The 24,867-nt window shown below is 37.4% G+C and carries 21 protein-coding genes; 5 read left to right on the top strand and 16 right to left on the bottom strand.

Going from position 1 to position 24,867, the window contains the following annotated elements; all coding sequences use genetic code 11:
• Nucleotides 1-42: 42 nt before the first annotated feature.
• The 3 genes from E1171_RS22285 to E1171_RS22275 all read right to left on the bottom strand — a co-directional run bounded on the left by E1171_RS22285 (nucleotide 43) and on the right by E1171_RS22275 (nucleotide 3,821).
• Nucleotides 43-513 (bottom strand): nucleoside deaminase, encoded by a 471-nt coding sequence (locus tag E1171_RS22285; RefSeq protein WP_155208289.1) that lies wholly within the window; start codon nucleotides 511-513, stop codon nucleotides 43-45.
• A 267-nt stretch (nucleotides 514-780) separates the two neighbouring features.
• Complete coding sequence (locus tag E1171_RS22280; RefSeq protein WP_155208288.1) at nucleotides 781-1,758, bottom strand: pyruvate dehydrogenase complex E1 component subunit beta; 978 nt, start codon at nucleotides 1,756-1,758, stop codon at nucleotides 781-783.
• A 287-nt stretch (nucleotides 1,759-2,045) separates the two neighbouring features.
• Nucleotides 2,046-3,821 (bottom strand): tetratricopeptide repeat protein, encoded by a 1,776-nt coding sequence (locus tag E1171_RS22275; protein ID WP_155208287.1) that lies wholly within the window; start codon nucleotides 3,819-3,821, stop codon nucleotides 2,046-2,048.
• Nucleotides 3,822-3,990: 169 nt separating this feature from the next.
• On the opposite strand from E1171_RS22275, the gene E1171_RS22270 reads away from it, so the two are divergent.
• A complete protein-coding gene (locus E1171_RS22270; RefSeq protein ID WP_155208286.1) occupies nucleotides 3,991-4,206 on the top strand; it encodes a PspC domain-containing protein in 216 nt (71 codons plus the stop codon).
• A 224-nt stretch (nucleotides 4,207-4,430) separates the two neighbouring features.
• Here the strand turns inward: E1171_RS22270 and E1171_RS22265 are convergent, their stop codons facing one another.
• The 4 genes from E1171_RS22265 to hisS form a co-directional block, all read right to left on the bottom strand.
• On the bottom strand, nucleotides 4,431-5,450 hold the full coding sequence (locus E1171_RS22265; RefSeq protein ID WP_155208285.1) for a glycosyltransferase family 2 protein: 1,020 nt from the start codon (nucleotides 5,448-5,450) through the stop codon (nucleotides 4,431-4,433).
• Nucleotides 5,451-5,783 carry a YbaB/EbfC family nucleoid-associated protein gene (locus E1171_RS22260; protein WP_155208284.1) on the bottom strand — a complete coding sequence of 111 codons (333 nt, stop codon included), beginning with the start codon at nucleotides 5,781-5,783 and terminating at the stop codon, nucleotides 5,451-5,453.
• A 243-nt stretch (nucleotides 5,784-6,026) separates the two neighbouring features.
• A complete protein-coding gene (locus tag E1171_RS22255) occupies nucleotides 6,027-7,931 on the bottom strand; it encodes a T9SS type B sorting domain-containing protein (RefSeq protein WP_155208283.1) in 1,905 nt (634 codons plus the stop codon).
• 230 nt (nucleotides 7,932-8,161) lie between these two features.
• Entirely contained in the window at nucleotides 8,162-9,568 is a 1,407-nt protein-coding gene (hisS, locus tag E1171_RS22250; RefSeq protein ID WP_155208282.1) for a histidine--tRNA ligase, read from the bottom strand.
• Nucleotides 9,569-9,914: 346 nt separating this feature from the next.
• Here hisS and E1171_RS23980 point away from each other — a divergent pair, with 346 nt between their 5' ends.
• Nucleotides 9,915-10,064: a hypothetical protein gene (locus E1171_RS23980; protein WP_187696587.1), complete on the top strand. Its 150-nt coding sequence runs from the start codon at nucleotides 9,915-9,917 to the stop codon at nucleotides 10,062-10,064.
• Nucleotides 10,065-10,632: 568 nt separating this feature from the next.
• Here E1171_RS23980 and ilvN read toward each other — a convergent pair.
• The 8 genes from ilvN to E1171_RS22210 all read right to left on the bottom strand — a co-directional run bounded on the left by ilvN (nucleotide 10,633) and on the right by E1171_RS22210 (nucleotide 20,152).
• The gene (gene ilvN / locus E1171_RS22245; protein WP_246164489.1) at nucleotides 10,633-11,169 is read right to left on the bottom strand and encodes an acetolactate synthase small subunit; all 537 of its coding nucleotides are present in this window, start codon (nucleotides 11,167-11,169) and stop codon (nucleotides 10,633-10,635) included.
• A 41-nt stretch (nucleotides 11,170-11,210) separates the two neighbouring features.
• Nucleotides 11,211-12,947 (bottom strand): biosynthetic-type acetolactate synthase large subunit, encoded by a 1,737-nt coding sequence (ilvB, locus tag E1171_RS22240; RefSeq protein WP_155208281.1) that lies wholly within the window; start codon nucleotides 12,945-12,947, stop codon nucleotides 11,211-11,213.
• Between the two features lie 3 nt (nucleotides 12,948-12,950).
• On the bottom strand, nucleotides 12,951-14,624 hold the full coding sequence (gene ilvD / locus E1171_RS22235) for a dihydroxy-acid dehydratase (RefSeq protein WP_155208280.1): 1,674 nt from the start codon (nucleotides 14,622-14,624) through the stop codon (nucleotides 12,951-12,953).
• Nucleotides 14,625-14,679: 55 nt separating this feature from the next.
• Entirely contained in the window at nucleotides 14,680-15,570 is an 891-nt protein-coding gene (locus E1171_RS22230; RefSeq protein WP_155208279.1) for a branched-chain amino acid transaminase, read from the bottom strand.
• Between the two features lie 197 nt (nucleotides 15,571-15,767).
• Complete coding sequence (gene leuB, locus E1171_RS22225; RefSeq protein ID WP_155208278.1) at nucleotides 15,768-16,865, bottom strand: 3-isopropylmalate dehydrogenase; 1,098 nt, start codon at nucleotides 16,863-16,865, stop codon at nucleotides 15,768-15,770.
• Between the two features lie 33 nt (nucleotides 16,866-16,898).
• The gene (gene leuD, locus E1171_RS22220) at nucleotides 16,899-17,516 is read right to left on the bottom strand and encodes a 3-isopropylmalate dehydratase small subunit (RefSeq protein WP_155208277.1); all 618 of its coding nucleotides are present in this window, start codon (nucleotides 17,514-17,516) and stop codon (nucleotides 16,899-16,901) included.
• A 19-nt stretch (nucleotides 17,517-17,535) separates the two neighbouring features.
• Nucleotides 17,536-18,942: a 3-isopropylmalate dehydratase large subunit gene (gene leuC / locus E1171_RS22215; RefSeq protein ID WP_155208276.1), complete on the bottom strand. Its 1,407-nt coding sequence runs from the start codon at nucleotides 18,940-18,942 to the stop codon at nucleotides 17,536-17,538.
• Nucleotides 18,943-18,994: 52 nt separating this feature from the next.
• Entirely contained in the window at nucleotides 18,995-20,152 is a 1,158-nt protein-coding gene (locus E1171_RS22210) for a 2-isopropylmalate synthase (protein ID WP_155208275.1), read from the bottom strand.
• A 334-nt stretch (nucleotides 20,153-20,486) separates the two neighbouring features.
• On the opposite strand from E1171_RS22210, the gene E1171_RS22205 reads away from it, so the two are divergent.
• Complete coding sequence (locus tag E1171_RS22205) at nucleotides 20,487-22,037, top strand: hypothetical protein (RefSeq protein ID WP_155208274.1); 1,551 nt, start codon at nucleotides 20,487-20,489, stop codon at nucleotides 22,035-22,037.
• A 38-nt stretch (nucleotides 22,038-22,075) separates the two neighbouring features.
• Here E1171_RS22205 and E1171_RS22200 read toward each other — a convergent pair whose 3' ends face one another.
• Nucleotides 22,076-22,786 carry an SDR family oxidoreductase gene (locus tag E1171_RS22200; protein WP_155208273.1) on the bottom strand — a complete coding sequence of 237 codons (711 nt, stop codon included), beginning with the start codon at nucleotides 22,784-22,786 and terminating at the stop codon, nucleotides 22,076-22,078.
• 277 nt (nucleotides 22,787-23,063) lie between these two features.
• Between E1171_RS22200 and E1171_RS22195 the strand changes: the two genes are divergently transcribed.
• Nucleotides 23,064-23,636 carry a chalcone isomerase family protein gene (locus tag E1171_RS22195; RefSeq protein WP_155208272.1) on the top strand — a complete coding sequence of 191 codons (573 nt, stop codon included), beginning with the start codon at nucleotides 23,064-23,066 and terminating at the stop codon, nucleotides 23,634-23,636.
• 99 nt (nucleotides 23,637-23,735) lie between these two features.
• The gene (locus E1171_RS22190) at nucleotides 23,736-24,293 is read left to right on the top strand and encodes a putative glycolipid-binding domain-containing protein (protein WP_155208271.1); all 558 of its coding nucleotides are present in this window, start codon (nucleotides 23,736-23,738) and stop codon (nucleotides 24,291-24,293) included.
• Nucleotides 24,294-24,867: the final 574 nt, after the last annotated feature.

Genomic DNA, 24,867 nt, shown 5'->3' with positions numbered 1-24,867 from the left:
CACTTACACAGTTTCTCTCACAGTGCCATTTTAAACTATATTTTAATATTTCAATTTATCTTTCTTTTCTACCCATTCATGGAAGGCCATTAAGGCCTCATCTCTCATAATCTGGATCATTGGGATTTTTCTTTCCGATAAGGACTTGGTTAATTCCCGATAAATGGCGCTATCATCAAATCCAGCCAAATGAGCATCTTGTCTGGTTCCACCAAAATAGACTTTGTCAGGTTTGGCCCAGTAAATGGCACCCAAACACATAGGGCAAGGTTCACAGCTACTATATATTTCACATCCCTTCAAAACAAAAGTTCCCAAAATGCTGCAAGCCTTTCTTATGGCTACTATTTCAGCATGAGCGGTAGGATCATTATTGGCGGTTACCTGATTGTAGCCTTCAGCAATTATTTTATTGTCTTTTACAATTACTGCACCGAAAGGACCACCTAAACCTTTTCTCATATTTTCCAAAGATAGCCGGATGGCTTTTTCCATGAACTGATTGGTTTTCATCAGCAGTTTTATTTAAGAATTTAGCATTAAAAATTGCAAAATTGGACGGGTAAAGTCAAGAAGATGAGGTGTAAGTGAGGAGAAATTACGTAAATAAATTAGACTTTACTTACTTAATCTCTTTTAATAACATCGTTATAACACCCAAAGGGGTATTTTACGTTTTGATCACCTGTAGTAGTATTTACCACATGAATTTAGTTGGATATTTTCGGTGGTGTACAAACAAAAGCCCTGAGAATACCCAGGGCTTTAAAAGTTTAAATTTTACTTGTATAGAACAGAATTTGCAGCTTCTAATGTCCTTTTTACATTTGGCAAAATTTCTTCAATTAGTGTTGGAGCATATGGTAACGGCACATCTCGGTTTGTGATTCTTTTAACCGGTGCATCTAAATAGTCAAATGCGTTACTTTGAATATGGTAGGCTATTTCTGCCGAGATGGATGACAATGGCCAGGCCTCTTCCACCACCACTAGGCGGTTGGTCTTTTTAACTGATTCGATAATTGTAGCGTAATCGATAGGTCGAACAGTCCTTAAGTCAATTACTTCAGCGGAAACGCCGTTCTTTTCTAATTCAGTTGCGGCTTGTAGGGCAACCTTCATCATTTTACCAAAAGAGACGATTGTAATATCTTTACCTTTTTTCTTAATATCTGCTACTCCTAAAGGAAGGATAAATTCGCTTTCAAGCACCTCTCCCTTGTCTCCATACATCAATTCAGATTCCATGAAAATGGTAGGGTCGTTATCTCGAATGGAAGCTTTTAGAAGACCTTTTGCATCATTAGGGTTAGAAGGAACTACCACTTTGAGTCCTGGTGTATTTGCATACCAGTTTTCAAAGTTCTGGGAATGTTGTGAACTAAGCATACCAGCATTTCCAGTAGGACCACGAAATACCATAGGAACATTTATCTGACCTCCCGACATATTCATCATTTTGGCAGCAGAATTAATCACCTGGTCAATTGCAACAAGTGAAAAGTTAAATGTCATGAATTCGATGATGGGTCTTAGTCCATTCATGGCTGCACCTACACCAATTCCACCAAATCCTAATTCTGCAATAGGAGTATCTATTACTCTCTCAGGGCCAAATTCATCCAGCATTCCCTGGCTCACTTTATAAGCACCATTATATTCAGCAACCTCTTCGCCCATTAGGAAAATATTTTCATCCCTTCTCATTTCCTCGGACATGGCCTCTCTAAGGGCTTCTCTGAATTGTATTTCTCTCATTGTGTAGTCATTTTTCTAATGCGGGGTAAAAATAGGGATAAAAGGGACTTTTTACAAAAATAGAACTTATCGCATGACTAAAAATTTTCTTTTTTCTTGGAAAGCATATGTGAAACATTTACCTCTCTTCTTAATTAACAGGTGTCTGTATGGGTAAGGCTCATCGTGGCTGCATAAAATTGACAAGAAAACATAAAAAAAGCCCTTTCCAAGGGGAAAAGGCTTTTTGAACTATTTATAATAAGTTAAACAAATTCAGGAATTGATTTTATTCCCTCAGTTTGAGCTTATTTTAGGGCATTTCTGAACTCATCAGTATCTTTGTAATCTCTGAATTCAAGGTCATTAAGTGCTTTTCCAGCAAGACTTCTGTCGGCTGCTACTGCTTCAGAAAGGTGGCTGTAAACACCTGATTCATTTTGAGTTCTTGCAGCAGCGATTGCAGCAACATAATGAGCCATTGCATAATCAGGATTAGCATTAGTTACTTCTTGCTCAGTAACCATAGCATTGTTGTAATCTTTAGCTAGTACTTGAGCTAAACCTTTGTTATATCCGTTGTCAGCAGTTTCTTCAGCGTTAGAAAGTGTTCTTACTGCATCATCATATTTAGCAGCTTTAATTTCAAGAGCACCCTTCATTCCGTTGAATGGCTCCAGCTCGCCTACAGTTAAACCAGGAGCAGCTTGATTAGCCATGGCTAAAGCTTCTCTGTCTTTTCCTTGTAGATACAATACCTCAGCTGTATTGGCTTTCACTTCTGCTGCATTAGGGTTTTGTTTTCTGGCAATATCAAGGTGAGGAAGAGCCATGTCTACGTGCTTCATGTCACCAGTTTGATTCGCCATATCCAAGTGTACAGCAGCTAAGTTGTTGTGCGCTACCCAATTGTCCTCTTTTTTGATTGAAGCCTCGTAAATAGCTTGTTTTTCTTTCAAGGAAGGAGTTAATGTAGCTCCATACAGTAATTCTTCGTTAGAAAGTTCATCAGCGCTGATTTGTCCTTCCGCTATTTGCTTAGAAAGAACGGCAATTTCAGCATCTGTTTTCTTTACTTTTACTGTAAGAATTTCCGTTTTGGAATTTCTTAATTTAGGATAAATATCTTTGAAGATAGATCGGTATGAAGGGCGTTGTTCCAACATTCTTTCTTTTTCTTCAAAAGTACCTCTTCCGTTTACGATATTCAGGATAGCAGATTTTTCATCTGAAGAAACCCCATCATAATCTTCCAACATAGCCTTGAATTCAGTCCAGTCGTCAATTACAGGCTTCAATACGAAATCGATAGAATCAGCCATTCCTTTGTAATCGTACTTTCTCATTTGTTGTCTGTAGAAAGTTTCGATAGCCTTGGCTCTTTGCTCTGAAAGTCTAGAGTTTATTCTTTCAGGTCCTTCCGGAGAGTGAGTACCACGGATAGTTACAGTACGGGTAACATTCTTTTCAGCAACAAAAGCGGAAAATTCTTTACCTCTTTCACTTACTTTCTCGCTGTATCTCAGTACCGGACTTCCTTGAAGAAAGAAAAATTCCACATAAGTAGGGATTAATTCTTCTCCGCTAAAGTACCCTGAAGGCGCATAGGTAGAAACATAAACATCTTTCACCAATCTTGAAGTGGTGATTAAACCTTCTGCCACTGGCATTCTTTCAGTTTCTCTGAATTTCACTGGATTTTTTTCCTCAGCAGCAATTCCCTGTACGTAAAGGGTTCCTTGGTCCATTCCTTCCATATAAGGGAATGAAAAAGTTTTGCTTTCTCTAGGTTGCTGAGTGTCTTTGTCTGGATATTCGTTGGCTACAAATTCCACACTTCCGGCTTCCATTTCTTTATCGCCATACTGATAGAAGTTATTAATCGTATAGACTTTGTCACTTCTCAACATTTTTACTGGTAATACGGCAGACATATCATAGGTCACAGTATCAGCGTGAACCTCCAGCGGATTTGGAGTTACCGTCAGCTCCTGGTCTTTCGCCATCTTTACCATTTTTTGTAGGGTACATCCAGACATTACTGATGCTCCTACTAGGCCCGCTGCGAAAAGTAATTTTCTCATGAGAGTTAGAGTTATAGTTATAGAATTAAGTTTACAATTATGGTTGAACTTCTTGCGAAATTATCCTTATAATATGATTATTGCAATTTATGTCCATAAAAAAAATTTGATTTGGTATAACTTTTTATTAAATTCTTTGTATACTAGCAAGTCTTTATTTAATTATAAGATGAAAAGAATAGTATTGTTTTTCGAAGATTATGCTTTTGGAGTTTGTTCCAAAATCGGTGAAAAATTGGGAATCTCTTCCTCCAGTATCCGAATGTATTTTATTTATGCCTCTTTTTTCACCTTTGGCTCGCCGGTAATTGTATATCTTGTTCTTGCTTTTATTATGAATATCCGTAAGCATATGCGTAGAAAATACAACTCTTTTTGGTATTAAAAATGCCTGGCATACGTTTGAAAAAAGCTTTTGGTTTTCTTTTCTCTAAACAACAGCTATTTTCAGGCTTAAAGTTTCCTTCACAACTTTCCTGCCCTCTCCTTCAATTTTCATTTGTTTTAGTTTATCTCTATAAAATCAATGAGCCTTTGTAATTTTAAATTAAAAAAGACTTGGACTTTAGCCGGTTTTCTATGTCGGTTTGTTTAGGCCAAAAAAGTGAATTAAAAATTAACCTTTGAAAATGTTTTACGTCTTCGCAAAAAATAGTCCAAAACGATAGATCCCGAGTAAATTTTTTTATCTTTTTTTACAACTCTTTGTTTTAAGGCTTGTTTTCTTCCTGATTTATAGGTGTTTAAGTTTGTGAAAAAATCTTTGTGAGCTTTTAAAACAGCGGCTGCATTTTTTGGAGAACGATCACTTAATAAGAATTTTAGAGCAGCAATAAGGTCTAAAAAAATTCGAATAGGCAATTTCCAAAGGAGCTTTGTCCAAGGGAGATTCTTATATAAAAGTGTTAAGCCATTCCGGAAATTTAGGTAGGTTTTGCGTGGGTTACCTTGTTTCAAAGTTCCTCCTCCAACATGAAATACTGTGCTCTCACCAATGTAGAAAACTTTATAACCTGCGCTATTGATTCGCCAACATAAATCGATTTCTTCCATGTGAGCAAAAAAATCGTCGTCAAGGCCTCCTAAATTATGAAAAATGGAGGAACGGATGAAAAGGCAGGCTCCTGTTGCCCAAAAAATTTGTTGGACATCATCGTATTGATGCAAGTCTTTTTCAAGGGTTTGGAATACTCGGCCTCTGCAAAAGGGATAGCCCAAGGAATCTATGAATCCTCCTGCAGCTCCTGCATATTCGAATTCATCTTTTCGGTTCCATGATAAAATTTTGGGTTGGCAAGCTGCTACTTGAGGGTTTTTATCCAAAAATTGAACAATGGGTTCAGTCCAGTTAGGAGTAACTTCCACATCTGAATTTAGAAGCACATAGTATTCAGCCTCTATTTGACGTAAGGCTTCGTTATAGCCGGCTGAATATCCACCGTTCACTTTAATCTCAATAAGCCTGACCTGAGGAAATCCTTTTTTTAGAAGAGAAACCGATTGATCTGTTGAAGCATTGTCTGCAACAATGACGCTTCCTTCGGGACTGTTGGATAAAACAGAAGGTAAGAACTTTTGAAGAAAGTCCTTACCATTATAGTTTAGAATAACGATCGCTAATTTTTGCATTTAGAACAAACTTCCTAAATCCATGCCTGGGATATTGGGAAGCATTCCCTCAGTGCTTTTTTTAATTTCTTCTTTTGCCTTTTGCTCGGCTTCTTCCAGTGCTTTGTTAACTGCCGCAACAATCAGATCATTCAACATCTCGCTTTCTTCGGGTTTGATCAAGTCTTTATCAATATCGAGATTGAGAAGTTGCTTTTTACCATTTACGGTAGCCTTTACCATTCCTGCTCCGGCTTCAGCAGTTACTTCAATATCTTTCAGACGTTCTTGTGCTTCTTTTACTTTCTTCTGGGCCTCCTGCACTTTTCCCAGCATTTTCATCATATCAAACATAGGACTCTCATTTTCTTTTACCCTTATTCTTGACTAAAAATTGAATGATAATAATACAGATCCCATTGGAAATAGTTTATTGCTTTAATTTTTAGGTACTTAAAGGGATTTGTTGAAAATATGTTTTGCGAAGTTAAAAAAATAATTTCCTCTAAAACATTTCCACCTCCAAAGATGGTAAAAAAATACTTTCTAATTTGGACGGAAGCTTTCAAAAAATTAACGAATTATTAACAGGGAGGTTTATCGAATTAGAACAAATCCTCCAGATCGTTGAAAAGTATTCCCTTTCAGGTCAGTAACTATAGCAGAGTACAAGTAATTTCCTTTTGGCGCATCTTGTCCATTGATTTTTCCGTTCCACTCACTTCCCTGGTAGATTAATTCTCCCCATCGGTTGTAGATTTGCAAACGGACGGATTCAATAAATTTGTCAAAGCCCACTATAATTTTAAAAATATCATTTTTATTGTCATTATTTGGAGTGAAGGCTGTTGGGAATTGAGGGTTAACAAAATACTCCACTGTGACAGGATTAGAAAAGGTCTCTTTTCCATCTACAATAGCTTTTATCTGATAGGTAATTGTTTGATTAGAAGTGTCTATATCTGTGTACTCTTGTGCCAGGCCCAGGTCTTCCGGAGCACTTTGGTTTTCCTTTATAAATCTGAGTAATGTGTAATTTTCCACATCACCACCTAAGTATTCTGTCCAGCTTAAAAAGGTTGTAATGTTTGCGGTTTGTCCTTTTTCCGCTGTTAAGAATAAGGGGCAAACTTCGGAAATCTCAGAAGAATTCCCACAATCATCAATAAAATTGATTTGGTAGCAGTATGATGTAGAGGGATCAATGGTTTTATCTAAATAGTTTGTAGCATTAATAGTATCGATTGGTTGGAAGTTCTTCCCTTCTGTTGCCCTTTTAACGAAGTAATCCTTAGGATTAAATTCATCGGGAGCAGTCCATTCTAGTTTAATGTTGTTTTTTTCATAAGTGGCAAAAAGGTTTTTGAGGGGAGGAAAACTCAATTCTGGAGAGGCATTAATAAATGGGGAAGTTATTTTACTTCTGGGGTTTCCGTTTTGATCTGTCATCTGCAGAATATATTGGTACTGTTCGTTGCAAAGCACATCCTCATCTGAAAAATTGTCTTTGGGATTTAGGTTACTTTTTATTTGGGTACCGTCTTTTCGCAATTCAATGGAATATCCTGTTTCTAAATGAGTGTTCCATTCCAGGTTAATGGATGGATCGTGTTGTAGAGCAATAGTATATAAGGTGTCTGAATGAATAAGAACACCATTGCAAGGATCATAGGCTGTCAGGAAAAAGCCATAATAATTTTCTTTTGTGTTAAGGTCTGTTATGGTGTGTTTTTCCAGGGAAGGATCTATTTTTTCGGAAGTTTCTAAAAAATTTCTTGATGAATTGTCGGACTTAAATAGTTTGTATTCTACATTATTTTGGGTGGTGTAATTTAGAGTTAATTCTTCTCCAGGATTCGATTGAATGATATCAATAGAATTTAGTGTCGGAGGGGCCAAACTATTGATCGGATTAACTTCCAGTGTTCCTGAAGAGGAACAATTATCAATTTTCCCCTGATCAATTAATCCTTTGTAGGTAATATTATAAGATCCTGTAGAGCTGTATTGGTGATTTATGGGGAATTTATTTTTCGGAATGATAGCAGACTGCCCATCTCCAAAAAATATTTCGAATTGGTCATAAGGTAGGTTCTGAATATTTTGAATATCAAGTTCGACTTCATAATTGCTGCAATTGGAATAATTTAAATCGATTGGCTCCGGATCAAATACCTGGATCTGTACTTGGTCCGTTTTACAGCCTTTTAAATTGTCGTCACCAATTAACCTTGTTAAGGTATATGTTCCCGCAGTATTGTATGTGTGTGAGGTTGTAACCTCATAATCAGAATTGCTTTCGAATTTATATTGTATGGAGATATTACTTCCAAAACCTGTTAAATTATTTGTATTAATATTGATGGTAAATGGGGCACAGCCCGAAGTATAATCTACATCAATGGAAGGCTTGTTGTTACAGTTAATTTGAGCAAAAGAAAACTGACCAGAAAAGATTAAAAATAGAAGAGTAAGGGTGCTATAAGGTTGCTTCCGTTTCAAAAGGCTTTGGTTTTTAGTCAAATCGAACAAGCAATTAAAAGATGAATTTCAATATAATGCTTTTTAAAGACGAATCATAAGAGGAGAAAATTGTTTGTTCTATACTTTGAGTGACCAATAGAAAAGAAGTGAGGCAGAGGCCTAGTTAGAATAGGCTCTGCCCTCATTTTGGGTAAACGAATTTTGCTTTCTTGTTTTTCTAAATCAGAAATAAGGTTTTTGTTACTTTTTTAGTCAAATGACCAGTTAGATTTTAAGTTTTTTATAATTTCCTCCACAGGGAGTTTTTCTTGCTTTCCTTCCTTCATGTCTTTTAAAGTAAGCAGTCCACTTTCAATTTCTTCTGAGCCTAGTAGAATTACAAAAGGAATTCCTTTTTTGTTGGCATAGTGTAATTGCTTTTTCATTTTGACGCTTTCCGGGAAGATTTCACTATTGATTCCGGCTTTCCTTAATTGGTTAAGAACGCCTAATCCATAGACTTCACTTGCTTTATCAAAATTAACCAACATTACTTTTGTGCTGACTTGGCTTTCTGTGGGAAAAAGACCTAGTTCTTCCATAACATCATAGATACGATCCACGCCGAAGGAAATGCCGACTCCCGAAACATCCGGCATTCCAAAAGCACCGGTTAAATTGTCGTAGCGGCCTCCACCTGTTATACTTCCTATTTTTACATGATGAGCTTTGACTTCAAAAATAGCTCCAGTATAATATGATAAGCCTCTGGCTAGGGTAAGGTCAAAATCAAGGTGGTCATTACTTAACCCGAATGCTTTTACGGTATTGAAAACTTCTTCGGTTTCCTCAACCCCTTGAAGGCCAATTTCGGATTCAGTAAGAATGGACTTCATTTGGGCCAGCTTTTCTTCATTGCTCCCTTTTATAGAAAGGAAAGGAATAAGTTTTTCAATGGAGTTTTCTTCAAAACCTTTTTGTCGTAACTCATCCAATACTTTTCCTTCTCCGATCTTGTCCAATTTGTCAACGGCAACGCAAAAATCCACCTCTCGTCCTCTAGCTCCAATTACTTCAGTAATGCCAGTTAGTATTTTGCGATTATTGATTTTTATATCAAAATCTTTAAGATTTAGGTTTTGAAAAACCTCATTGATCAAAAGCACAATTTCGGCTTCACAGATTAAAGAGTTTGTTCCAACAACATCCGCGTCACACTGGTAAAATTCCCTATATCTGCCTTTTTGTGGGCGGTCCGCTCGCCAAACTGGTTGAATTTGATATCGCTTGAAAGGAAAGGCTAGGTTACTTCGGTTCATTACGACGTAGCGTGCAAAAGGGACGGTAAGATCATAGCGCAAACCCCTTTCGGAAATTTTAGAAGTAAGGTGTTTATAACCTTTTTCTACATCCTCCAGGTTGGATTTGGAAAGAAAGTCACCTGAATTAAGAATTTTATATAAGAGTTGATCCCCTTCTTCTCCATATTTACCAGTCAGGACTGATAAGTTTTCCATTGCGGGGGTTTCCAAAGGTAAAAAGCCGAATTTTTGGAATGCAGATCTAATTTTTTCAAAAATGAAATTTCTTTTGGTCATTTGCTCAGGACCGAAATCACGTGTTCCTTTAGGAATTGTGGGTTTCTGTATTTTCTTTACTTTTTCTTCTGATTCCATCTGAAATAAAAATGTTTTTCGGTTTTAACGGTATCTTAATGTATAAAGATCAAAAAGATTAAAAGATGTGGTGGTTTCAATCCACTAACTTTCTTTTATGACATAATAAGGATTTATTAAAAAGTCGGTTTAAAAGCTTATTATGTCCCTTTCCCTTGTTTTGGAAATAAAAAGTCAAAACTACAAAAATTATGGTAATCAAAGTTAAAGAGGGCATTTCAAAAGTGCTAAAGTTTTTCTTAAGTGAACAGGAATTTAATGGAGAGGTTATTTTAATTGAATTATTTTCTTAATTAGAGATAATACTTTACCTTTGCATCTCATTTGTGAAAAAACATTAATAAAAATGGCTGTAACTAGATTAGAAAGAAAAGGACTCAAAAATAAGGCTCGTGCAAATAACCGAAAAAGAGTTTTGAAGCAGCAAAATGCTAAGCCAGTAATCAAGCAAGTTGATGTTGAGGCTATTAAAGCTGAATGGGCTGCTAAGGCTTAATAATAAATAGGGCTGCGGTATAAGAAGCAAGGTGTTGTGAACCTTGCTTTTTTGTTTTTTAAGGAACATAGCTGTATGTTCCTTCCAAAGAGTAATTTGGAACTAAAAATTTTGAGAAGTTTTATTTGAACTTCTTTTTTGGGATTTTTTGATTCCAAACTATTTTCCTCCAATAAAAAATTTCCTCTGGTGATTGAATTCCCTAAGTAACGTGGAAAAATCTTCCTAAACTTTTCATTGAAAATTTATTTTTTTGAGAATTATCAGTACCTCCTTTTGCATTAGGAATAGGGGCTTATTACTTGTTGGTTAAGGGTGGAACGGTTTGGGAGCTTTATAGAATAGTTCTTTGCCATCCAATGGTAAACGGATCCAAATTAATGGGGAATTTCAATTTTGAAAAGATTAAAAAATCAAGTGTAAAACTTTATCCTTTTTTTATGAATAATAGCAACACTTGATTTTAAGAACTTTTAACTTTTTTAACGGTTAATTTCCTTCAAAAAAATAATTTAAGTGGCCTAAGGGATACCCATGCCTTTTTTACATTTGCAGATAAAGCTGTGCTTCATAGGATTTCCTCAGGAACTTTATTCCCTTTAGAAACTACTACCGACCCGGAATGGATAAACTCTAAAACTCCAAATGGTTTCAATTGCTCGAACAAGGCCCGAGTTTCGGATTTATGGCCTGTTTTTTCCAAAAGGATATAATCCTCTTCCATTGCTAGAATTCTTGCCCCATTTTGGCGGACTAATTTTTCCACCTTATTTTCATTGACAAAGGCATTTAGAGGAATTTTGTAAAGTGCAATTTCTTGATAATGGACTTCATCTGGCTCGTACAAGCGAGCATCAAGGGCTTCCACTTGTTTTAAAATTTGCTGAACAATTTTTTCCGCTTTGTTTCGCTCCGTACGTATCATGATGGTGTATCTGCTTACACCCTCTATTTCAGAGACTGATACATTGATGGCGTCAATATTGATCTTTCTCCTACTGAAAATCCCAGTAATGCGATTTAGTAATCCGCTTTTGTTTTCCGTTAAGACAGAAAGTGTAAATTGCTTTTCTGTACTTTGTCCATTTGTTGCTGTACTCATCATTCAGCAAATTTTTTGGGTTAAAATTTCTATTTGAATGGGAATTAGGATAATCTGACCTTGTTCACAGCCTCTCCGGAAGGGATCATTGGGAATACGTTGTCCTCTTTCTCCACCACCACTTCCATTAAGTATGGACCGTTGTGTTCCAGCATTCTTTTTAATGCAGAATTCAATTCTTGCCTAACTGTTACTTTCTCAGCTTCTAATCCGAAGCCTTTTGCTACGGCAATGAAATCCGGGTTCACCATTTCTGTTGAGGAATATCTTTTTTCATGGAAAAGTTGCTGCCATTGACGAACCATGCCCAGAAAACTATTGTTTAGAACAATAATCTTTACAGCGATTCCGAATTGGGCCATTGTAGCCAGTTCTTGTATCGTCATTTGGATTCCGCCATCTCCCACAATACAAATCACCTCACGGGTATTTTTAACTCCCAATTTGGCACCTAAGGCTGAAGGCAAAGCAAAACCCATGGTTCCAAGACCACCAGAAGTGACATTAGTTTTTGGATCTTGGAAGTGATAGTATCGAGTAGCGATCATTTGGTGCTGTCCTACATCGGTTACCAAAACTGCTTTTCCTTTGGTTTCCTCATTCAGGAATCGAATCACCTCAGCCATTTTGATCTCGCCTTCTTTCGGGTGAGTTTCCCTTTTAATCACTTTTTCGTATTCTATCTGATCAAAATCCTGAAATTGCCTAACCCAACTTTTATGTTTATTGGGCTGGATTAATGGCAAAAGTTGGTTAAGAGTTTTGGCAGCATCCCCTACAAGTGGCACATCCGCTTTTACATTTTTATTGATTTCACTTGGGTCAATTTCAATATGAATTACTTTTGCTTGTGTGGCATAAGCATCTAATCTTCCTGTTACTCGGTCGTCAAAACGCATTCCAATAGCAATCAACAGATCACATTCATTGGTTAATACATTGGGGCCATAATTTCCATGCATTCCCAGCATACCAACATACAAGGGATGATCTTTTGGTAGGGCCGATAATCCCAATAGGGTAGAAGCAACCGGAATGCCTGCCGTTTCTGCCAATTGTTTTAATTGTTGTTCTGCTTGGGCTATTAAAACTCCTTGTCCTGCTAAGATATAAGGCTTTTTAGCTTGATTAATTAAAGTTGCCGCCTCTTGAATACCGGAAATTTTTGGTTTAGGAGCCGGATTGTAAGAGCGAAGAGATTTGCAATGTTCATATTTGAAATCTAGTTCTGCAAACTGGGCATCTTTGGTGATGTCTATCAAAACGGGACCTGGGCGGCCACTTTGTGCAATATAAAAAGCTTTCGCCAAAGCTTCTGGAATTTCGTCTGCTGAAGTAACTTGATAATTCCATTTGGTCACAGGGATAGAGATTCCAATAATGTCTGTTTCCTGAAAAGCATCTGTCCCTAAAAGATGAGAGGGAACTTGCCCTGTAATACATACCAAAGGCGTTGAGTCGATCATGGCATCTGCAATACCCGTGATTAGATTGGTGGCTCCTGGTCCAGATGTAGCCATACAGACGCCAACTTTCCCTGTTACTCGGCTATAACCTTGTGCCGCATGAATAGCTCCTTGTTCATGTCGGGTCAAAATGTGCTGTAGCTTATCTGTATAATGATAAAGAGCATCATAAATAGGCATGATTGCACCTCCAGGATAACCAAAAATGGTATTGACTCCTTCAGCTAATAAGCTACGCATTACAGCTTCAGAACCTGATATTTTTACAGATTCTACCGAAGTTTTATTTTCCAGGGTTTGAGTCAAGTTTTCCATGCTTTATTTATCTGTAACGCATCCTTCAGATGCAGATGAAACTAGTTTCGAATACTTATACAAACTTCCACTGTTGTGCTTTAATGGAGGTGTTTGCCAGGTAGCTTTACGGGCCATGATTTCTTCTTCGGACAATATGGCCTCTAAGCGATTGTTTTCTGCATCAATAATGATCTTGTCGCCATCTTTTAAAAGGGCAATCAAACCGCCTTCCTGTGCTTCAGGGGTGATATGACCTACTACAAAACCGTGAGTACCTCCAGAGAATCGTCCATCTGTAATTAATGCAACCGAATTACCCAATCCGGCTCCCATTATAGCCGCAGTAGGCTTCAACATCTCAGGCATTCCGGGACCTCCCTTAGGTCCTTCATATCGGATAACCACCACATCTCCAGCTTTCACTTTACCAGTAATGATTCCATCATTGGCTTCGTATTCACTGTTAAATACTTTAGCGGTTCCCTCAAATCGTTCCCCCTCTTTTCCAGTAATTTTAGCTACAGCGCCTAACGGAGCTACATTTCCGTATAAAATCTGTAAGTGACCGCTGGCTTTGATTGGTTTGTCGAATGGTTGGATTACCTGTTGCCCTTCTTTTGGAAGCTCCACTTCTTCTAGGTTTTCAGCAATGGTTTTTCCTGTCACAGTCAAACAATCTCCATGCAGGTACCCGTTTTCTAGCAAGAGTTTCATGATGGCTGGAATTCCTCCTATAGCATGTACATCTTCCATGAGGTATTTACCACTAGGTTTAAGATCTGCTAAAAGAGGAGTTTTATCACTAATCCTTTGGAAATCATTTATGGTTAAATGCACTCCAAATGATTTGGCAATTGCCATTATGTGTAATACCGCATTGGTTGAACCTCCTAGGACGGTCAATAAAGTAATAGCATTTTCAAAAGATTTTCGGGTGATGATGTCTCTAGGCTTAATGTCATTTTCCAATAAATAACGGATGGCTTTTCCTGCCCTTACACATTCTTCGGCTTTTTCCTGACTAACAGCCGGATTTGAGGACCCATATGGCAAACACAACCCCATGGCTTCTATGGCTGAGGACATGGTATTAGCTGTATACATTCCCCCACAGGCTCCTGCCCCAGGGCAGGCATTATGTATTACCCCTTGATATTCTTCTTCGTTGATTTTACCTGAGAATTTTTCTCCCAAAGCCTCAAAGGCGGAAACAACGTCAAGCTTTCTGTTTTTATAACATCCTGAAGCTATGCTACCTCCATATACTAATATGGCAGGTCGGTTTAAGCGGCCAATGGCTATCATTGCTCCAGGCATATTTTTGTCACAGCCAACAACTGTCAATAACCCGTCATAGCTCTGAGCATTTACTACTGTTTCGATGGAGTCTGCAATAATATCTCTTGAAGGAAGAGAATACCGCATGCCGGGAGTTCCCATGGAAATTCCATCACTCACACCTATTGTATTGAAAATGAGTCCAACAAGGTCGCTTTCCTGAACTCCTTTTTTAACATCTAGTGCAAGACCGTTTAGGTGCATATTGCAGGGGTTTCCTTCATATCCAGTACTAACGATTCCTACTTGAGCTTTTTTCATATCATCATCCGTCAGGCCAATGGCGTGTAACATCGCCTGGGCTGCTGGTTGTGTCGGGTCTTGAGTAACCTGTTGGCTGAATTTATTGATTTTCATACATAAAAAATTTTGACGCTTGGTTTTGATTTGTGAAGGTGTAATAAGCTTCAGGCTAAACTAATGCATAGACTTTGCAATCATTATTCATGACCTTTTGTCGGTACATTAAGAATAGTGAATAGCCTATGGAGTCTTCCCATTTTAGAGGAAGTGTCTTCTTATTGATTGATTTAATTCCAGTTATTTCAGTGGAAGTACTGGTAAAGAAAGCTGAATCGGCCTCTAATACGTCTCCAACACTTACTGCTTTTTCAATAACTTCGTAACCGGCTTCAATGGCCAGGTCAATTATAGTTGATCGGGTTATGCCCGGCAATATGTGACCAATAGAGGGGGTGAAAAGCACATCGTTTTTTTCAAAAAAGAAATTTGCTGCTGGCCCTTCAGCAATAAATCCTCTACTGTCCAATAGTAATGCTTCATCATAACCATTGGATCGAGCTTCCGTACTTGCCAAGATAGAATTGGTGTAATGACCCACTACTTTTGCATCCACTGGTAGGCTTTTGGGTTGTGGTTTTTGATAGGAAGAAATCATGACATCGAATGGCTCATTTACTGAATTACTTCCCCATTCCCAGGCCGTTAACATTAAGTGGGATTTATTGGCAGGGTTCAAACTTAATTCCGGCCCATTAAATAAAAGTGGGCGGATATAGGCATCATTCATTTGGTTTCTTTCCAATAATTCATAGGACAAATCCACTAGTTCGTTTGCTGAATATTGGCAATTCATTAGCATTTTGTGGGCAGATGAAAGAAAGCGTTCAAAATGCTGATGTGCTTTGAAAATGGTAATGCCAGTTGGAGTTTTATAGGCCCTTAGACCTTCAAATACCCCATTCCCATAATGCAAGGTTTGGCTAAATAAATCCGTTCTGGCATCTTTGGCCTGTATCCACTGACCATCAAGAAATAAGACTGTCTGTTTGTTTAAGTGCATGATTTACAGTGTTTTGAATTATTTTAGGATAATAAAAAAAGGTCTTCCTTTTTGAGAAAGACCTTTTTTTGGAATAAATTAAGCCTTTCTCAACTTGTTAGTCGAATAAAAAAAACAATAATGACCAGTACTAAATTGATAAGATGATTCATTCCTAGGTTTACTTATTTTAATTTGTTGTACTTCTATTTTTAAATTTAGCTTACCAGCTGTGGTCTATGGATCCATTGGTCACTTCGGATTATGGATACAATATGATCACCAACTTCATTTGTACCCGTAGGTACCTTTGGAGAAAGGTCTTCGGTAAGTTTACCTGATGAAATGGCCTGATCTACAGCTTGCCTTATCATTTTTGCCTCGTCCAATAATTGAAAGGAGTGTTCCAGCATCATAGCGGCAGAAAGGATCGCACCAATAGGGTTTGCAATATTTTTTCCGGCAGCTTGAGGATAAGAACCATGAATAGGTTCAAATAAACTAGTGTTCTTTCCTACTGAAGCTGAGGGTAATAGGCCTAAAGATCCAGGAATTACCGAGGCTTCGTCCGTTATTATATCTCCAAACATATTTTCGGTAACCACTACATCAAAGTCTTTTGGCCTTTGAATTAATTGCATGGCGGCATTATCCACAAACATATATTCCAGCTCTATTTCCGGATAATCTTTCGCCATTTCGGTGACTGTTTCTCTCCAAAGTCGGGAAGTGGCCAACACATTTGCTTTATCTACCAGGGTGAGTCTTTTTTTTCTGTTCATGGCTGTTTCAAAAGCCAATTTACTCACACGTTGAATTTCTTCCTTATTGTAATTACAGGTATCAAATGCGCTAAATCCATTTTCCGAACGGCCTCTTGGCTCCCCGAAATAAATTCCTCCTGTCAACTCCCGAAATACGACAAAGTCTACGCCATCAACAATTTCCTCCTTGAGAGGAGAGATGGATGATAAAGCTTTGTACGCAGTTACAGGCCTAATGTTAGCATATAAACCAAGTCTTTTTCGCATAGCCAAAAGTCCTTGTTCAGGCCTTATTTTGGCATTTGGATCGTTATCGTATTTTGGATGGCCAATTGCGCCAAAAAGAATGGCGTCACTTTTTCGGCACAAAGTTTCAGTTTCAAGGGGAAAGGGGTTTCCGGTGGCATCTATGGCTGCCGCCCCAATGAGTCCATTTTCTAACTCAAAGGAATGTCCATATAAATTTCCTATGGCCCTTAACACCTTAACGGCTTGTTCTGTTACTTCTGGTCCAATACCATCACCTGGTAATACGGCTATTTTTGCTTTCATAGATATCATTGAATGCTATTAGCTTTAAAAAAATTAAACCGCCTCTGTTTTTGCTTTTAAAAATTCATCTTTTTTCTTCTCAAAGACTTCAATGGCTTCCTTCTTACTCAAAAGAAAGTCTATATCATCATAGCCATTGATTAGGCAATATTTTTTATAATGGTTTATTTCAAAACCTTCTTTTTCACCTGTTTCTTCCAGTGTAATTTTCTGAGTTTCCAGGTCCACCGTTAATTTACTTTCTGGATTTTTGCTTACTGCCTGCAAAAGCTTGTTTAAGAACTCCTGGGAAACCTGCACCGGTAATAGCCCATTATTCAAAGCATTATTTTTAAAAATATCTGCAAAGAAACTGGAAACCACAACTCTGAAACCATAGTCTGCAATAGCCCAGGCCGCATGTTCGCGGCTGGAACCACAACCAAAGTTTTTTCCCGCAATTAAAATTTCTCCTTTATATTTATTTTGATTTAAGACAAATTCCGGATTGAGTTGCTCCCCTTTGGTGTAACGCCAATCTCTGAAAAGGTTGTCGCCAAACCCTTCTCTGTTCGTTGCTTTTAGAAAACGAGCTGGAATGATCTGATCTGTATCTATATTTTCCAAAGGCAACGGAATGCCTGTGGAAGTTAATTTTTCAAATTTTTTCATCTTCGATTGATTGGTATTATCAATTGTTAGAAAGTAAATTTCGGACGTCCACAATTTTACCAGTTAAGGCTGCGGCCATGGCAGTAAGTGGACTGGCCAGCATAGTTCGTGCTCCAGGTCCCTGACGTCCTTCAAAGTTTCTGTTGGAAGTAGAGACGCAATATTTTCCAGCAGGAATTTTGTCCTCATTCATTCCCAAACATGCTGAGCATCCGGGTTGTCTGATTTCAAACCCAGCCGCTTCGAAGATCTTATCCAATCCCTCTTTTCGTGCTTGTTCTTCCACTTGTTTGGAACCTGGTACAATCCAGGCTTCCACTTTATCTGATTTTTTACGACCCCGAATAAGATCGGCAGCCTGACGTAGATCCTCTATTCTGGAGTTGGTACAACTTCCAATAAATACATAATCAACCGGATGTCCTTCCAATGACTCTCCGGCGTGTAAACCCATATAATTCAAAGCCTTTGAAAAATTGGCTCTTTCATCTTCAGCAAAAGGCATTTCAGGAACAGGTTGAACGATTTTTGTTCCCATTCCAGGATTGGTGCCGTAGGTGATCATTGGCTCGATGTCATTGGCATCGAATTGGTACTCTTTATCGAAAACTGCCTCTTCATCTGTAGCAAGAGATTTCCAATATTTCATCATTTGGTCAAAGCCTTCACCTTTTGGGGCGAATTCTTTATTTCGAATGTATTCAAAGGTTATTTCATCAGGGGCGATTAAACCGCCGCGAGCACCCATTTCAATGCTCATATTGCATATCGTCATTCGGGCTTCCATGCTGAGCGATTGGATAGCACTCCCGCAAAATTCTACAAAGTGACCGGTACCACCGCTAGTTGAAATTTTTGAAATCACATAGAGAATAATGTCCTTGGAAGTTACCCCTTCCTTGAGCTCTCCATTGATTTCAATCTTCATTTTTTTTGGTTTGGCCTGCAAAATGCATTGGGTAGCCAAAACCTGTTCAACCTCACTGGTCCCAATCCCGAAAGCGATGCTGCCAAATGCACCATGGGTGGAAGTATGACTGTCGCCACAAACGATTGTCATTCCAGGTTGGGTAATTCCCAATTCAGGCCCGATTACATGCACAATACCTTGATAAGGATGGCCTAAGCCATATAGTTCTATTCCGAAATCAGCACAGTTTTTTGTTAGGGTTTCCACTTGAGTTCTGGAAAGTGCCTCTCTTATTGGTAGATGTTGATCTTTTGTAGGTACATTGTGATCAGCGGTTGCAATGGTTTGTTTTGGTCGGGCAACTGGAATTCCCCTTTGCCGCAACCCGTTAAAGGCCTGAGGAGTGGTAACCTCATGGATGAAATGACGATCGATATATACAATGTCTGGGCCATTCTCTACGCTTTCCACCACATGTTGGTCCCAAATCTTGTCAAAAAGTGTCTTTGCTTGCATAAAATTTGCCAAATATTAAATATGAGAGATCAGATAGTTAAGAATGACAAAATCAAACGACTTTTAAGTATTCAGCCACTAATTCCTTTAATTCTTCGTCACGAATGACAGACAACTCATCTGCTTTCTCTAGAAATTTCTGATATATGTTATCCAACTCTTCTGTTGGAAGATCCACTCCAATTTTTCTTAACCTGAAATTGAGTGCCGCTCTTCCACTTCTTGCTGTCAGAACGATTAATGATTCTTTTACTCCCACTTCTTCAGGGTCAATAATTTCGTAATTTTCTCGATTTTTGATCACCCCATCTTGGTGAATTCCGGAGGAATGAGAAAAGGCGTTGCTTCCAATAATAGCCTTGTTAGGCTGAATTGGCATGTTCATAGAGGTGGATACTAGTTGACTAATAGGATAAAGTTTAGTCGTGTCGATTCGGGTATCCAGATTCAATGAAGGATGTTTTTTCATCACCAATACTACTTCTTCCAAAGCGGTATTTCCTGCACGTTCACCAATTCCATTTATTGTACATTCAATTTGACGTGCACCATTTTGAACGGCCGCCATAGCATTAGCCGTTGCTAAGCCTAAATCGTTGTGACAATGTGCTGAAATGATGGCATTGTCTACCCCTTTTACATTTTCTTTAAGGAAACGGATTTTCTCTCCATACATTTCCGGTAAGCAAAATCCTGTGGTATCCGGAATATTCACCACTGTGGCTCCGGCTTTGATTACTGCTTCTACTACTTGTGCTAAATATTCATTGTCCGTCCTGCCGGCGTCTTCAGCGTAAAACTCTACATCTTCTACGAAGCGTTTTGCATATTTCACGGCGTAAACGGCTCTTTCCAATACTTTTTCCCGGGTAGATTTTAACTTAGTGAAAATATGAAGATCAGAAGTGCCTAATCCAGTATGGATTCTCGGTCGTTGGGCATATTTGATAGCTTCGGCAGCCACTTCAATGTCTTTCTCAACAGCACGGCTGAGAGCACAGATGGAAGAATCCTTAATTGCTTTTGATAAAGCCGTTACTGATTCAAAATCACCCGGGCTTGAAACTGGGAACCCTGCTTCAATTATATCGACACCTACTTCCTCAAGAGCTTTGGCAATTACCAGTTTTTGTTCAGTATTCAACTGACATCCTGGTACTTGTTCTCCGTCTCTAAGAGTAGTGTCAAATATATGTACTTTATCGCTCATGCCTGTTTAGAAATTTTATCAATTAAAAATTAATTAATACAATATGTTCCAATTGTTGCGAGCAAATTAGAAGGGTGTTCATTTATTAAAAAACATAAAATTCTTTTAATTACGATTTCTGATTTTGTCTTTTACAGTGGTTTATTTAATTTTGCATAGAAATCTAATTCCCAGTGTTATTATTAATTACAACGGCGGTCTTTCTTCTTAATTCTTGTTTAATGATTAAAAAAGGCTTTTTTCTGAAGAAATGAATTTTTGGGAAGCCTTTATGTTTTACTGAGTTTGGTATTTATTGAGGAGTGAAGTAGAGAGATTTTGAAGTATAATTACGATGGCTAAAGCAAGATCTGAGGACCTTTTTCAGTTAATTAAATCGCTAAACTCAAGCGAAAAGCGTTATTTTAAACTTTTTGCCAGTTCCAATGACACGGGCAATGAGTCAAAATTTGTTCGCCTGTTTGATGAATTGGAAAAGCAAGAAGTTTTGGATGAAGATGTAATCTTAAGGAATCACCCCGACTTTAAACCTCAGCAATTATCTAATCTCAAAGCCCATCTTTACAAGAAGATATTGCAAAGCCTTCGACAATTTTGTTCCCAATCCGTAATTGATATTCAAATTAGGGAGATGATAAGCCATGCTCAAATTCTTTATAATCGTTCTCTTTACCAACAATGTGGAAAGCTATTGGAAAAGGCCCGAAAGCTTTCTTTCAAGTCCGATAATCAAGAGTTAATAATGGAAGTATTGAAATGGGAGAAGCAGTTGTTTAGTCAAGCAGGGGGTCGGAACAATGAGAAGCGTGTGAATATTATTTTACAACAAGTAAGGGAGGTGAATGGGCGAATATATAAGGTAAATTCATTTTCAAATTTGGCTGTGAAGTTGAATTCTTTATATCGAAGAATGGGGGTTGTTCGAAAGGAAGAAGAGTTTGAGATGGTTAGAGATCTTTTTGTAAAGTCTATGCCCGAATATACAGAAAATGAACTTTCTTTTTCTGAAAAACTTAATTTATATCAATTAATGGTTGGGTATTACTTTTTTATTCAGGATTATGAAAACGGGTACCATTATGCCCGTAAATGGGTAGAATTATTTGGGAATTCTCGGGAGCTGATCTCCACCAGATTGGATATGTATATTCGGTCTTTGAATAGCTTGATGATAGCACAATATAAGTTAATGAAGCATTCTGAGCTTGTGCAAACCAAGAGTGTATTGAAGGCTGTAAGGAAATACCCAGCGGTATTGCTTAACCAAAATATTCGCCAAAAAATAACTAAATATACCTATGTGCATGAATTTAATGTCATTTTTATGCGTGGGAATTTTAGTAGGGGAGTGGCTTTGTTTGAAAGAATCAAATCACATTTGGAATACTTTATTTCCACTATTGATGACCATTCTCGGATTATCTTCTATTTTAAAGTAGCCTGTTTGTATTTTGGAAACAATGACTTTAGTGAAAGTTTGAAATGGCTTAATCGAATTATCAATACTGAAGATAAGGAATTGAGGCGGGATATTCACTGTTTTTCCCGGATAATGGCTTTGGTCGCTCATTATGAATTAGATAATTCGGATATAATTGATTACTACGTTCGGTCCACCTATCAATTCCTATTGAAAATGAATGACTTGCATAATTTTCAGCAATTAATTCTGAGTTTTCTTAAAAAATTGACCCTTAACCTTTCGGAACGCGAACTTTTGAGAGAATTTATTTTGTTGAAAGATAATTTACTAAAACTGGAACAGAATAAGTACGAAAAAAGGGCATTTGTTTATTTTGATATCATTTCCTGGCTAGAAAGTAGAATTCAAAGAAAACCAGTTCAAGAGATTATTAAAAGTAAATCTTTGAAATTGATATCCTAATTTTTTAGTGATTAGGAAAGGCTGCAAATACAAAAAAATTACCTCTGTGGTCGAACAATGATTTCGCTTATAGCCACCTCATCCGGTTGTTCAATAGCAAAGCGGATGTTTTGGGCAATTACATCAGGAGTGAGACCTTCTTTAAAGTATTCACGCCTCTCTTCTTTGTCCTCCTCGGTTGATAAAGTGTTTTCCAAAAAGCCTGTATTAACTGCTCCTGGAGAAATGGTTGTGACCTTAATTTTGTCCTGGAACTCTAATCGGATTCCCTTAGAAATAGCCAATACAGCATGTTTTGTGGCACAGTAAACAACCGCATTGGGGAAAACATCGTGAGCCGCTACAGAGGCAATATTGATAATGTGTCCTTTTTCCTGAGTGATCATGTGAGGAAGTACAGCATTGAAACAGTAAAGAACCCCTTTGATATTGGTATCGATCATGGTATCCCATTCATTGGTGTCAGCCATTTGAAGCTCTCTAAAAGAGCCTAGACCAGCATTATTAATGAGGACGTCCACCGATCCAAATCGTTGTTTGGCTGCTTCAACTAATGCGTCAACGTCGTCTTTTTTTGTAACATCTGTTTTATGTAGTAAAACAGAGTCTGGATATTTCTCTGCAAATTTCTGAATTTTTTCAATTTTTCTGGAGGCCAAAACTAGATTTGCTCCTGTAGAAATTAAGGATTCTGCTGTGGCTTTTCCAATTCCACTACTGGCTCCTGTGATGATAATGGTTTTATTCATGATTAAATTGAAGAATGAAATTTATAATAAAGTTCAACTCTCAAAATGATGATTTCATCATGTATCTATTTTTGAGAAATACGCATTACATCAATGTATAATGAAAAATTAGAAAATTAAAAACTTTAATGCTATAATCGGATTAAACTCAATATGTTAATTTATTTAAAGGGTGTGCCGAAATGAGGGCGTGAAACTTTTTTTTTAAAATGAGAAAGTTTCCTATCTTAAAAGGTTTGAAAATGAAAAATACTTTTTAAATCAACTATTAAAGCTTATGAAACGGAATTATTTTTTGGCTTTTTTGCTGATAGCCAGTTGTTTGGTGATAGCAAAAGCCGAGGCACAAGTGATTGTAGGGGGCATTACCCTTTCTGAAACCAAGAATTATGAAGGAAAGAATTTAGTGTTGAATGGGACTGGAGTACGTACGAAGTTCTTTATGGACTTATACGTTGGATCCCTTTATCTTCAGGAAAAGAACAGTAATGCTAAGGAATTAGTGAAAAGTGGGGAAGAAATGGCTATACATTTGGATATTATTTCTGGATTAATTACCAGTGATAAGATGACCAGTGCAACTTTGGATGGTTTTGAAAACTCAACAGGGGGAAATATGGCTTCTATTCAAAAGGAAGTCGATCAGTTTATGGGAGTTTTTACTGATAAAATAAACAAGGGAGACTCTTTTGATTTTGTAAATACCAGTGAAGGAGTCAAAGTTTTTAAAAACGGAAAGGCTTTGGTAACAGTAGAAGGGCAGGCTTTTAAGGAGGCCTTATTTGGTATTTGGCTTGGCGACAAACCTGCTGATAAGAAGTTGAAGAAGGGGCTTTTGGGAGAAAAATAGATTAGTAGAGGGAACTCCCTTATAATATTGCTTAATCGAAACAATTGAAGAAGGCCTATAAGTCCTCAAAGCCGGTGAAATAAGTTTTATTTCTGAAGAATGGAAACCAGTGTGATTTGGCAAGCTCTTAAATGGAAGAGCACTGAATATTTGACCTTAGATATTCAGGAAGATTTGATCAAAATAAATAGTAGAGTGGTTGGTGTTAAGGATGGAAATCCTTTTGACATAGCTTACCAAATTTGTTGCGATAAGAATTGGAATACTAGAAGTTTTGAAATCAACACCAGGGAAGGAAAAAATTATTTTTTTCAAGTAAGTGAATCTGGGAAATGGTTTGATCTTAATGGAAATACTCATTCTCATTTAGAGGGTTGTTTGGATATTGATATTTCTCTTAGCCCTTTTACAAATACCTTACCCATTAATCGGTTGAATTTAAAAGAGGGAGAGAGGAAGGAGATTGATGTTCTGTTTATTGAATTACCAACCTTTAAGCTGAGGAAAGTAAAACAGGCCTATACTTTCTTCAAGGATAGGAACTTTAAGTATGAAGGTATTTCCAGTAATTTTGAAACTAACCTCCCTATAGATGATTTGGGGCTAGTGACGAATTACCCTGGACTTTTTGAAAGGATATGGACAGTGGAGAAATGAATTGGGAAAGGGGAAGGGGGGCTTTGAGCCCCCTTTTTCTTTCAAATATTTATCTCAAATCTAAAAAACATGTTGTTTTTTAGATTCTTCCTTTGAAGAAGGAAGCTTTTTATGCTAGCAGGTTATTATTCAAACTAAGGAAGCATTTCTATCCATTGTAAGTTTGAAGGGCCTTACAATAGAATTATGATGAAAAAACTACACTTAAAAGCTTATTTTATACCACTTTTTTAGAAAAAAATAGTTAAAAATTTTTGGTAAAGGAGTTTATTTCCAAGTATTTGGTTTGAAAAGATTTTTTCTTTTTTTCTGGGAATTTTTGCATTAGCATAATCTTCCTGCTGTTTTTTATGAGAGATTGATTTTAATTGAAGGAACTTAAATTGGGTTTCTTATTAAAATTTTGCCTGAATTGATGGTTATGTACAAATAATTGTTTTTTTAATGATAGTTATGATTGGCTGTGTAAACATTTTGTACGCTTGATCAATTTTTATGTACTATTGGTCATTTATAGTTAAGGAATTCTATAGATATTTGGATAAGGGTTGAGAGGAGACGGAATGTATTTTTT

The organism is Xanthovirga aplysinae (assembly GCF_009711365.1).
Taxonomy (GTDB): domain Bacteria; phylum Bacteroidota; class Bacteroidia; order Cytophagales; family Cyclobacteriaceae; genus Xanthovirga; species Xanthovirga aplysinae.
The sequence above is the reverse complement of the archived record's forward strand: the minus strand, read 5'-3'. Positions and strand labels throughout refer to the sequence as shown.

What these genes read in the sequence shown, in the direction of transcription:
- E1171_RS22260 (WP_155208284.1), bottom strand. Translation starts at nt 5,783, where the DNA reads ATGTTTGATATGATGAAAATGCTGGGAAAAGTGCAGGAGGCCCAGAAG.
- ilvN (WP_246164489.1), bottom strand. Translation starts at nt 11,169, where the DNA reads ATGATGAGTACAGCAACAAATGGACAAAGTACAGAAAAGCAATTTACA.
- E1171_RS22190 (WP_155208271.1), top strand. Translation starts at nt 23,736, where the DNA reads ATGGAAACCAGTGTGATTTGGCAAGCTCTTAAATGGAAGAGCACTGAA.
- E1171_RS22205 (WP_155208274.1), top strand. Translation starts at nt 20,487, where the DNA reads ATGGCTAAAGCAAGATCTGAGGACCTTTTTCAGTTAATTAAATCGCTA.
- E1171_RS22275 (WP_155208287.1), bottom strand. Translation starts at nt 3,821, where the DNA reads ATGAGAAAATTACTTTTCGCAGCGGGCCTAGTAGGAGCATCAGTAATG.
- ilvB (WP_155208281.1), bottom strand. Translation starts at nt 12,947, where the DNA reads ATGGAAAACTTGACTCAAACCCTGGAAAATAAAACTTCGGTAGAATCT.
- leuC (WP_155208276.1), bottom strand. Translation starts at nt 18,942, where the DNA reads ATGCAAGCAAAGACACTTTTTGACAAGATTTGGGACCAACATGTGGTG.
- E1171_RS22285 (WP_155208289.1), bottom strand. Translation starts at nt 513, where the DNA reads ATGAAAACCAATCAGTTCATGGAAAAAGCCATCCGGCTATCTTTGGAA.
- leuD (WP_155208277.1), bottom strand. Translation starts at nt 17,516, where the DNA reads ATGAAAAAATTTGAAAAATTAACTTCCACAGGCATTCCGTTGCCTTTG.
- hisS (WP_155208282.1), bottom strand. Translation starts at nt 9,568, where the DNA reads ATGGAATCAGAAGAAAAAGTAAAGAAAATACAGAAACCCACAATTCCT.
- E1171_RS22280 (WP_155208288.1), bottom strand. Translation starts at nt 1,758, where the DNA reads ATGAGAGAAATACAATTCAGAGAAGCCCTTAGAGAGGCCATGTCCGAG.
- ilvD (WP_155208280.1), bottom strand. Translation starts at nt 14,624, where the DNA reads ATGAAAATCAATAAATTCAGCCAACAGGTTACTCAAGACCCGACACAA.
- E1171_RS22200 (WP_155208273.1), bottom strand. Translation starts at nt 22,786, where the DNA reads ATGAATAAAACCATTATCATCACAGGAGCCAGTAGTGGAATTGGAAAA.
- leuB (WP_155208278.1), bottom strand. Translation starts at nt 16,865, where the DNA reads ATGAAAGCAAAAATAGCCGTATTACCAGGTGATGGTATTGGACCAGAA.
- E1171_RS22230 (WP_155208279.1), bottom strand. Translation starts at nt 15,570, where the DNA reads ATGCACTTAAACAAACAGACAGTCTTATTTCTTGATGGTCAGTGGATA.
- E1171_RS22265 (WP_155208285.1), bottom strand. Translation starts at nt 5,450, where the DNA reads ATGCAAAAATTAGCGATCGTTATTCTAAACTATAATGGTAAGGACTTT.
- E1171_RS22195 (WP_155208272.1), top strand. Translation starts at nt 23,064, where the DNA reads ATGAAACGGAATTATTTTTTGGCTTTTTTGCTGATAGCCAGTTGTTTG.
- E1171_RS23980 (WP_187696587.1), top strand. Translation starts at nt 9,915, where the DNA reads ATGGCTGTAACTAGATTAGAAAGAAAAGGACTCAAAAATAAGGCTCGT.
- E1171_RS22270 (WP_155208286.1), top strand. Translation starts at nt 3,991, where the DNA reads ATGAAAAGAATAGTATTGTTTTTCGAAGATTATGCTTTTGGAGTTTGT.
- E1171_RS22210 (WP_155208275.1), bottom strand. Translation starts at nt 20,152, where the DNA reads ATGAGCGATAAAGTACATATATTTGACACTACTCTTAGAGACGGAGAA.